This is a genomic window from Mycobacterium pinniadriaticum, assembly GCF_026242045.1.
In the GTDB taxonomy this organism is placed as follows: domain Bacteria; phylum Actinomycetota; class Actinomycetes; order Mycobacteriales; family Mycobacteriaceae; genus Mycobacterium; species Mycobacterium pinniadriaticum.
Map to the genome: position 1 here is coordinate 22,513 of NZ_JAPJDO010000053.1, position 7,846 is coordinate 30,358.

Here is a 7,846-nt window from a genome sequence, read left to right on the forward strand (position 1 = left end):
ATCGTGACGATCCGCGTCGTGCAGTGGACGACAGGTGTCGTTGCCCAGGCGGCGGTCCGTGCGGTCTTGGCGCACCCCGACCTCGAGTTGGTCGGTTGCCATGTCTGGAGCGAGGAGAAGGTCGGCAAAGATGTCGGGGAGCTGTGCGGCCTTGCCCCGCTTGGCATCGCGGCGACCGGAGATATCGAGGCCGTTGTCGCCCTTGAGCCGGATGCGGTGCTCTACATGCCGATGTTGTGGAACGTCGACGACATGGTGCGCCTTCTCGATGCGGGCATAAATGTCATCTCGACGGCCGGCTTCATCACCGGTCATTCCTATGGCGAAGTCGACATGAGACGACTGCACGACGCGGCCGAGCGCGGCGGAGCCTCGCTCTACGGCACCGGGATCAATCCCGGGCTGGCAAGCGTCGTCGCGCTGACCTCGGCGGCCGCGTGCCGCGAAATCGAGCGGATTTCGATCCATGAGGCGGTCGACTGCACGCCGTACGCCTCGCCGGAGACCTGGACGGCGCTGGGGTTCGGCTCCCCGCCGGACACCCCCGGCCTCACTGAGGCGATCCGGGTGCGGATTCTCGCGTTCGCCGATGCCATCGAGATGATGGCGAGCGCGCTGCACGTCGTCCTCGACGAGGTCCGGTTCGTCTCGCAGCTCGGTGTCGCGACCAAACACTTGGACCTTGGCTACATGGAAATCGCGGAAGGCACCGTCTGCGGTATGAAGGCCATGTTCCAGGGGATGAAAGACGGTGCGCCTCTGCTGGAGATGGATCTGCTCTGGCGCCTCGGCGACGCGATGGAGCCTGACTGGCCGATCGACCACGGCTATGTGATGGAAATCCGGGGCGTGCCGAACGTCCGCATCCGCTACGAACCGGAATTCGGAGGGGACGACGAGGAATACGTTGCCGCGCCGACCGCCAATCCCGCGGTCAACGCGATACCCGCGGTCGTTGCAGCTGACCCGGGGTTGGTCACCGCTGCCGACCTGCCGCTGATCACGGCGGGCTCGGTCAGGCTTGCCGGAACGCCGGGATGACCTCGTGAGCGAAAAGCTCCATCCCGGAACGGATCTGCTCGACCGGCATACCCGGTAGTGCCATCGCGCACACAAGGTGAGTCAGCCGCGACCGAGAGCGATATTCCTCGATCTGCTCGATGACATCCTTCGGGCTGCCCACCAGGGCCGGTTCCCCGAAGAAGTCCATCGACTGCCCGGCGACGATGTCGTCCACCGAGGGCAGCGCCGCCAAGTCGGCCTCGCCGGCGTTGTTCGCCTGCGATGTCCACTCCACATAGCCGGATGCCATGTAGTGCAACGATTCAGCGGCAATCTCCCACGCCTGCTCGCGTGTGGGCGCGACGTACGTCGGTATCGTCGCAGCGACGTTGAAGTCGGCAGGGTCGCGCCCGCAGTCACGTAGCGCGTTGTCGTAGACCTCGACTGATCCCGGCCCGCCGCTGAGGAAGTGGAAGCCCATCCGTGCCGCCCGCTCGATGGCCTTGGGTGCTGATCCGCCTACCCAGATGGGCGGATGCGGTTGCTGCAGCGCGGGTGGTGAGATACGGATGTCGCGGAGGCTGTTGTACCTGCCCTCGAACGTCACCGCCTCGCCGGCGAGTAGTTGGCGCACCAAGGTCAGCCCTTCCTGCATGCGTCCCGCGCGCTCCCGGACGGGAATGCCTTGGTCGTCGAACTCGGCGGCCCGATAGCCCAGTCCGACACCGAGATCGAATCGGCCCTCGGAGATCAGGTCCACCGTGGCGGTGTCCTCGGCGACCCGAACCGGGTTGTGCAGTGGCAGCAGCAGAAGGAATGTTCCGATCCGAATGTGCTTCGTGCGCGCGGCGACAGCGGCGCCGATCGGCAGCAACGATGGTGAGTAGCCGTCGTCGACGAAGTGATGCTCGGTCAGCCAGGCGTTGTCGAACCCCATAAGTTCGGAATCCGCGATCAGGTCGAGGTGCGATTGGTAGAACTCGTCCCATGGAATACGTTCCGGACCCGGATTCCGGAACGGCCACAACACACCGAACTTCAGGCTCATCGACGCTTTCGCCGCTGCACGCGTTGTCCTTCCACTTCAGTGATCAGCCGCTCCACCACGCCGGTGGCCTGGGCGTGGCCCAGGCTCAGGCCATACGAGCGCTCCTCGCCCATGAAACGGGCAGCCCCATCCAGCAGGACCGTTATGGCTTCGACCGGCCACTGCTCGGTGTCGATGTCGTAGCGCCCTAGGATCGCCGTCATGGCCTCGAATTGCTGACGTCGAAACTGGATCGAAAAGTTCTTCATCTCCGCTTGCACGATTTTGCGGTGGTTGCCCAGTGCCAGGAATTCCAGATTCATGCCGGTGTTGGTCTGGTCCCGGATCAGGTCCCACAACGCCCACAACGGCTGCTCGGCGGCGAGCGCCTTGGCCTGCTGCTCCAGCATGCGGGCCGCGCTGCGCCGGAACACCTCCACGAATAGGTTGTCCATCGGCCCGAAGTAGTAGTACACCAGACCCGCATTCACACCTGCCTCGGCTGCCACTCGGCGCGACGTCACGGCGGCGTAGCCGTCGCTGAGCATCAGTCTTTCGACCGCGTCCAGCATTGCGGTGCGCGCGTCGGTTTCGTCTGCGCCGTGGGGTGTGGTCGCCATAGATGCAAGGTAGCCCACCCTGAGCTGGCTACGTCATCCGTGCGCCGGGATCGCCGGGGGCCACGCCCATCCCCAGCAGCCAGCGCGCATACCGATCCATCATCACGTCGTATTCGCCATGCACAGCGTGAGTGGACAACATGGCGATGTCGGCGGACATCCGGCGCAGATGATTGTCTGACCGGTAGCCACTGGAGCCGTTGCCGTCGACGAGTTCGCGCAACGTTTCGCGCACCATCCGAAGGATCGTGCCGCTGTGGAGGCCACCGCTCGCCTCCTCTTCGAGGGTCTGCGGCGTACCCCGGCGGGCGATCTCGATCGCCTCCTGGGCCGCGGCGTCGCGCACGAGATGCATCACGCGGGCGGTCTGGAATGCGTTCACCCAACGCACCCGAGCGTGTGGCCGCTCGATGCGTGGCGGGCTGTTGAAGCCCGATGCGGTGTTGAGCCGCTCGCGGGTCATCTCCACGGCGGCGTCGAGCGCGCCGACATACAGCGATGAGATGGCGAACTTCAGCGCGGAGAAGGGAAGTCGCATGACCTCCTCCTCGTGGAAGGTGCCTTCATGGTCTGTGGCCGACATCATCTTGGCGAAGGGCATGGCCCAGGTCTCCGGGATGACGGCATCTTTGGCGACGATGGTCACGCTTTCGGTGGCCGCCATCGCTGCGACATCCCAGTCGTCGATGATCTCCAGCTGCTCCCTGGGAACGATCACCCAATACAGCGCGTCCTCGATACCGACCGGCACCAGCGCATGCGACGCGTGCAGCATGCCCGTCGCATAGCCCCACCGCCCGTTGACGCGCAGCTTCCCCTCGACCCGCGCCGCCGTCCCCGGAAACGACAAAATCGCCGCACAGCGGACCGAGGAGCGGCCGGCGTACAGCTCTTCCTGAATCTCCAGGGGGAACCGGCACAGGAACCAGTTGTGGAAGTTGTAGAAGCCGGTGACCCACGCTGTGGAGATATCGCCCTGAGCGATGGTCTCGATCACCTCGTTGAGTTCGTGCGGGCCCAGACCGGCACCGCCCCAGCGCTTCGGCACGATCACCGAGAACAATCCGGCGGCTTCCATGTCTTCGACCAGATCGTCGTCGAGCTTGCGGTCGAGTTCCATCTGCCGTGCCAGGTCCCTGACCCTCGGCACGAACCCGCGGGCGACCTCCGCGAGGGGCGTTCGGGGCGCCGAGCTGTCAGAGCTGGAGATCCGGTCGACGACCGTCATCGTGTACTCCCTTGAGTTAGTCAGTTGCCTAACTTTAGAACATACCGATGCTGGTGCGCCTGAGGCAAGGCTCGCACCGATGCAATGTCTCGATACAAAAGAGTTGACTCGGTCGGATGTCTCGGGTTAGCTACGCGAGGATATAAGCGATCGTCCGGAAGTCCTGTCCGCCTTGGGTGCCGACGAGCGGACCGAACGGGAAATGGAGAGACCTGATGAAGGCCACTGCCGACCTGCTTGATATGACCGGCAAGGTCGCCGTCATAACCGGGGGCAGCCAGGGGATCGGGCGAGCGGTCGCCGAAGGTTTCGCTCTGGCTGGTGCTGACGTCGTCATCGCCAGTCGCAAGATGGAGAACTGCGAGATCGCTGCAAAGGAAATCGAAGCGGCGACAGGTCGTCGTGCATTGCCGGTGGGTTGCCATGTGGGCCGCTGGGAGGACGCCGACCTTCTGCTCGACACGGTGTACGACGCCTTCGGCCGCTGCGATGTCCTGGTGAACAACGCCGGTACCGCGCCGCCGTACGCGGATCTGGCGTCGGTGAGCCAGGACCTGTACGACAAGGTGCACGCCGTCAATGCGCGCGGTCCTTTTCGGCTGAGCATTCTCTTCGGAAACCGCATGGCCGAACAGGACGGGGGCACCATCCTCAATGTCACCTCGGCCGGCACGCTGCGTCCGGATCTCGCCGATCTTCCCTACGCCATGGCCAAAGCGGGGCTGAACGCGCTCACCCTGGCGCTGGCCGGAGCCTGGGCGCCGAAGGTGCGGGCAAACCTGGTCATGCCCGGCGCGTTCGACACCAAGATGTCGGCGGCCTGGGGCCCGGAAGGGCAGGCTCAGGCGGCGTCGATGAATCCGATGAAGCGACTCGGGGTGCCCGAGGATCTGGCCGGCCTGTGTGTGTTCTTGGCCAGCGATGCCGCGAGCTACATCAACGGCGCACAGATCCTCGTCGACGGCGGCCTGTTCCGCACGCTCTGAACCAACCACAATCAATCGCAGGTGACTCGAGGAGGCGTCGTGACCGGCCGTATGGAGAGCAAGGTTTCGTTCATCACCGGAGCCGGCCGCGGCCAAGGCCGCGCGCACGCGGTGCTGCAGGCTCGTGAGGGCGCCGACATCATCGCGGTCGACATCTGCGAGGACATCAAGTCCAATCCGTATCCCATGGCCAGCTGGGATGACCTGATGGACACCAAGAAGCTCGTCGAGGAGACGGGTCGGCGGTGCGTGGCCGTCCAAGCCGACGTGCGTGACCGCGACGGACTCCGCGAGGCTGTGAACCGGGGAGTTGCGGAATTCGGACGGGTAACGACCGTGATGGCCAATGCGGGGATCCTGCCCCTGGCCATGGGCGATCCCGATCCGATGGACTTCCAGGACGCCGTCGACGTCGACCTGATCGGCGTGATGAACACCGTCGCGGTCACCGTGCCGCACCTGATCGCCGGCGGTGCGGGCGGCTCGATCGTCATCACCGGTTCGACTGCGGCCATGATCCCCAACACGACGTCCTCGGCCGACCCCCGCGGCATCATGGGGCCGGGCGGGGCGGGCTACAGCTTCTCCAAGCAGACTCTGGTGGCTTATACCCAACAACTGGCTCTGCATCTGGCGCCCAGTGCGATTCGGGTGAACATCGTGCACCCGACGAACTGCAATACCCATCTGATGAATGCTCAAGGCATCTACCAGGTATTCCGTCCTGACCTTGAAGGCGAGGTCACCAAGGAGGATTTCCGGCCGGCGTCGGAGTTCTACCACGCCCTGCCGTCGCCGTGGCTCGAACCCGAGGACGTCGCCGAATTGGTGCTGTTCCTGGCCTCCGACGCTTCGAAGCACATGACCGGGACCAGCATCCCGATCGACCTGGGCTGCATGATCAAGTGGCCGAACGGCCCTGGCCAGTAGCCGGCTGGGTGATTTTACCTATCCGCGTTGTCGGTGCCGGCGGCCGCAGCCGGGCTCAGGGCGTCGACCATGAGAGCAAGATAGCGACGGCGGAGCGGCTTGGGTTGATCCATCGCCACGGATGCGGTGGTGATCATGGCGACGAAAGTCGCCACCTCTTCGGCGGTGAAGTCGGTCCGGAGGTTACCTCGCTCTTGCGATCGCGCGACGAACTCCTCGAGAAGCTCACGGTCGCGGAGGATCAGCTCTGTGGTGACGCTCGCGAGGTCGTCCAGGGTGGCGATCAGCGGACGTTGCGCGAACATCACGTCCTCCAGGAGCGCCAGGACATCGATGAACGCTTCGGGCGGCGCGTCAGCCAGCGCGAGAATCGCCGGCTTGACTTCGGCATCAAAGACACTTGCGTATACGGCTGCTGCGAGGGCCTGCCGGTTCGGAAAGTGCCGATACAGCGTTGCGTCGGCGACCCCGGCGACCGTGGCGATCTGACTCAGCGTGGTCGAGGCGCCGTCGCGGGCGAATTCCGCACGGGCAGCAGCGACGATCCTGGCGATGTTCGCGGACGCGTCGGACCGTCGCGGGCCGGTCAGTGCAGCCGCCTCATGTCGCATTACCCCGCCTTATCTGCCTCACAGCGATCTCCGCGTCGGCAAAATTTCGTGAGAATACTAGCTAATCAGCAAGTGGGAGTTTACTCTCACTACGTCCGCATCTTTTCGCGATTTGGGGTCGCCGACTCCGAGGAGGGCGCGCCTGTGACCGAGTTCAAAACCATGGAATTTCTTTCCGACCCAGCATTGATCGTCGACCCGTACGACTACATTGCCCAGCGGCGGGCCGAGTGTCCGGTGAGCATCGATCCTGGCCAGGGCGGGATGATGGCTGTGTTGGGCTATGACGCGACGATGGCCGTCTACAAAGACACCGAGGGCTTCTCGGCGTGCAACGCCGTGGCCGGTCCGTTCGCACCGCTGCCGTTCACCCCCGAGGGCGACGACATCTCTGACCAGATCGTCGCGCATCGCAAGGACATGGCGTTCGGCGACTTTATGGCCGTTCTCGACCCGCCCCAGCACGGCCGTGCCCGCGGTCTGCTCAGCCGTCTGCTCACACCGCGTCGGCTCAAGGAGAACGAGGAGTTCATGTGGGCGTTCGCCGACAAGCAACTCGACACCATCGTCAGATCGGGCAGCTGTGAATTCCTCGGGCAATACGCCCAGCCGTTCGCCTTGCTGGTGATTGCGGATCTGCTCGGAGTCCCACAGGAGGACCACGGCGCATTCCTCGGGCAAATGGCCACGACTCACAACAATATGGCTGAGACCCAAGGCGTTCCGCAGAATCCGCTGCAGTTCCTCGAGGATCGGTTCACCGCCTACGTCGAGGACCGGCGGTGCGAGCCCCGCGAAGATGCACTCACCGTGCTGGCGCACGCCAAGTATCCCGACGAGTCGATCCCCGAGGTCATCGACGTGGTGCGGCTGGCCACCTTCCTGTTCGCCGCCGGCCAGGAAACCACCACCAAGCTGCTCACGTTCGCGATGCAGATTCTCGGTGAGAACCCGGACCTGCAAACGCAATTGCGCGGGGATCTTAGCCTCATCCCGAATTTCCTCGAGGAAACGTTGCGGCTGGAGAGTCCGATCAAGAGCCATTTCCGGTTGGCCGCCAAGTCCACGACGATCGACGGCGTGCCGGCGAAGGCGGGCACCACCATGATGCTGATGCCCGGCGCGGCCAATCGCGATCCGAACAAATTCGACAACCCCGATGAGTTTCGTTTGGATCGTCACAATGTTCGGGAGCATCTGACCTTCGGCCGCGGTGTGCACACCTGTCCCGGTGCAGCAATGGCACGGATGGAAGGTGTGGTGAGCCTGGAGAGGATTCTGTCCCGAATGGGCGACATCCGGATCGCCGAAGCCCACCACGGTCCCGCAAGCGCCCGTCGCTACACCTATGATCCGTCGTTCATGATGCGCGGGCTGACCGATCTGCATCTTGAGTTCACCCCGATCGACTCCTGACCGAACGCGAAAATCGAAGGTAGTCA

8 protein-coding genes are annotated in these 7,846 nt (G+C 64.2%); 4 read left to right on the plus strand and 4 right to left on the minus strand.

Annotated elements, in window-relative coordinates; genetic code table 11:
* Positions 1-3: 3 nt before the first annotated feature.
* Positions 4-1,041 (plus strand): NAD(P)H-dependent amine dehydrogenase family protein, encoded by a 1,038-nt coding sequence (locus ORI27_RS30295; RefSeq protein WP_266000860.1) that lies wholly within the window; start codon positions 4-6, stop codon positions 1,039-1,041.
* On the opposite strand, the gene ORI27_RS30300 is transcribed toward ORI27_RS30295, so the two are convergent.
* From ORI27_RS30300 to ORI27_RS30310, 3 genes are read right to left on the minus strand one after another with little or no spacing between them, the layout of a single operon-like run.
* Positions 1,016-2,050, minus strand: coding sequence for an LLM class flavin-dependent oxidoreductase (locus tag ORI27_RS30300; protein WP_266000861.1), 1,035 nt, complete (start codon positions 2,048-2,050; stop codon positions 1,016-1,018). The two genes, ORI27_RS30295 and ORI27_RS30300, sit on opposite strands and share 26 nt — an antisense overlap.
* Positions 2,047-2,649, minus strand: coding sequence for a TetR/AcrR family transcriptional regulator (locus ORI27_RS30305; protein ID WP_266000862.1), 603 nt, complete (start codon positions 2,647-2,649; stop codon positions 2,047-2,049). The genes ORI27_RS30300 and ORI27_RS30305 overlap by 4 nt, the downstream gene beginning before the upstream one ends.
* A 28-nt stretch (positions 2,650-2,677) precedes the next feature.
* Positions 2,678-3,877, minus strand: a complete 1,200-nt coding sequence (locus tag ORI27_RS30310; protein WP_266000863.1) for an acyl-CoA dehydrogenase family protein — start codon at positions 3,875-3,877, stop codon at positions 2,678-2,680.
* Positions 3,878-4,092: 215 nt separating this feature from the next.
* Here ORI27_RS30310 and ORI27_RS30315 point away from each other — a divergent pair, with 215 nt between their 5' ends.
* Positions 4,093-4,863: an SDR family NAD(P)-dependent oxidoreductase gene (locus ORI27_RS30315; RefSeq protein ID WP_266000864.1), complete on the plus strand. Its 771-nt coding sequence runs from the start codon at positions 4,093-4,095 to the stop codon at positions 4,861-4,863.
* A 39-nt stretch (positions 4,864-4,902) separates the two neighbouring features.
* Positions 4,903-5,793 carry a mycofactocin-coupled SDR family oxidoreductase gene (locus ORI27_RS30320; protein ID WP_266000865.1) on the plus strand — a complete coding sequence of 297 codons (891 nt, stop codon included), beginning with the start codon at positions 4,903-4,905 and terminating at the stop codon, positions 5,791-5,793.
* A 14-nt stretch (positions 5,794-5,807) separates the two neighbouring features.
* On the opposite strand, the gene ORI27_RS30325 is transcribed toward ORI27_RS30320, so the two are convergent.
* Complete coding sequence (locus ORI27_RS30325; RefSeq protein WP_266000866.1) at positions 5,808-6,404, minus strand: TetR/AcrR family transcriptional regulator; 597 nt, start codon at positions 6,402-6,404, stop codon at positions 5,808-5,810.
* Between the two features lie 144 nt (positions 6,405-6,548).
* Between ORI27_RS30325 and ORI27_RS30330 the strand changes: the two genes are divergently transcribed.
* A complete protein-coding gene (locus tag ORI27_RS30330) occupies positions 6,549-7,820 on the plus strand; it encodes a cytochrome P450 (protein ID WP_266000867.1) in 1,272 nt (423 codons plus the stop codon).
* The last annotated feature ends 26 nt before the right edge of the window (positions 7,821-7,846 follow it).

Excerpts from the sequence above, each read along its gene's own strand:
- ORI27_RS30325 (WP_266000866.1), bottom strand. The coding sequence starts at position 6,404 with ATGCGACATGAGGCGGCTGCACTGACCGGCCCGCGACGGTCCGACGCG.
- ORI27_RS30315 (WP_266000864.1), top strand. The coding sequence starts at position 4,093 with ATGAAGGCCACTGCCGACCTGCTTGATATGACCGGCAAGGTCGCCGTC.
- ORI27_RS30310 (WP_266000863.1), bottom strand. The coding sequence starts at position 3,877 with ATGACGGTCGTCGACCGGATCTCCAGCTCTGACAGCTCGGCGCCCCGA.
- ORI27_RS30305 (WP_266000862.1), bottom strand. The coding sequence starts at position 2,649 with ATGGCGACCACACCCCACGGCGCAGACGAAACCGACGCGCGCACCGCA.
- ORI27_RS30300 (WP_266000861.1), bottom strand. The coding sequence starts at position 2,050 with ATGAGCCTGAAGTTCGGTGTGTTGTGGCCGTTCCGGAATCCGGGTCCG.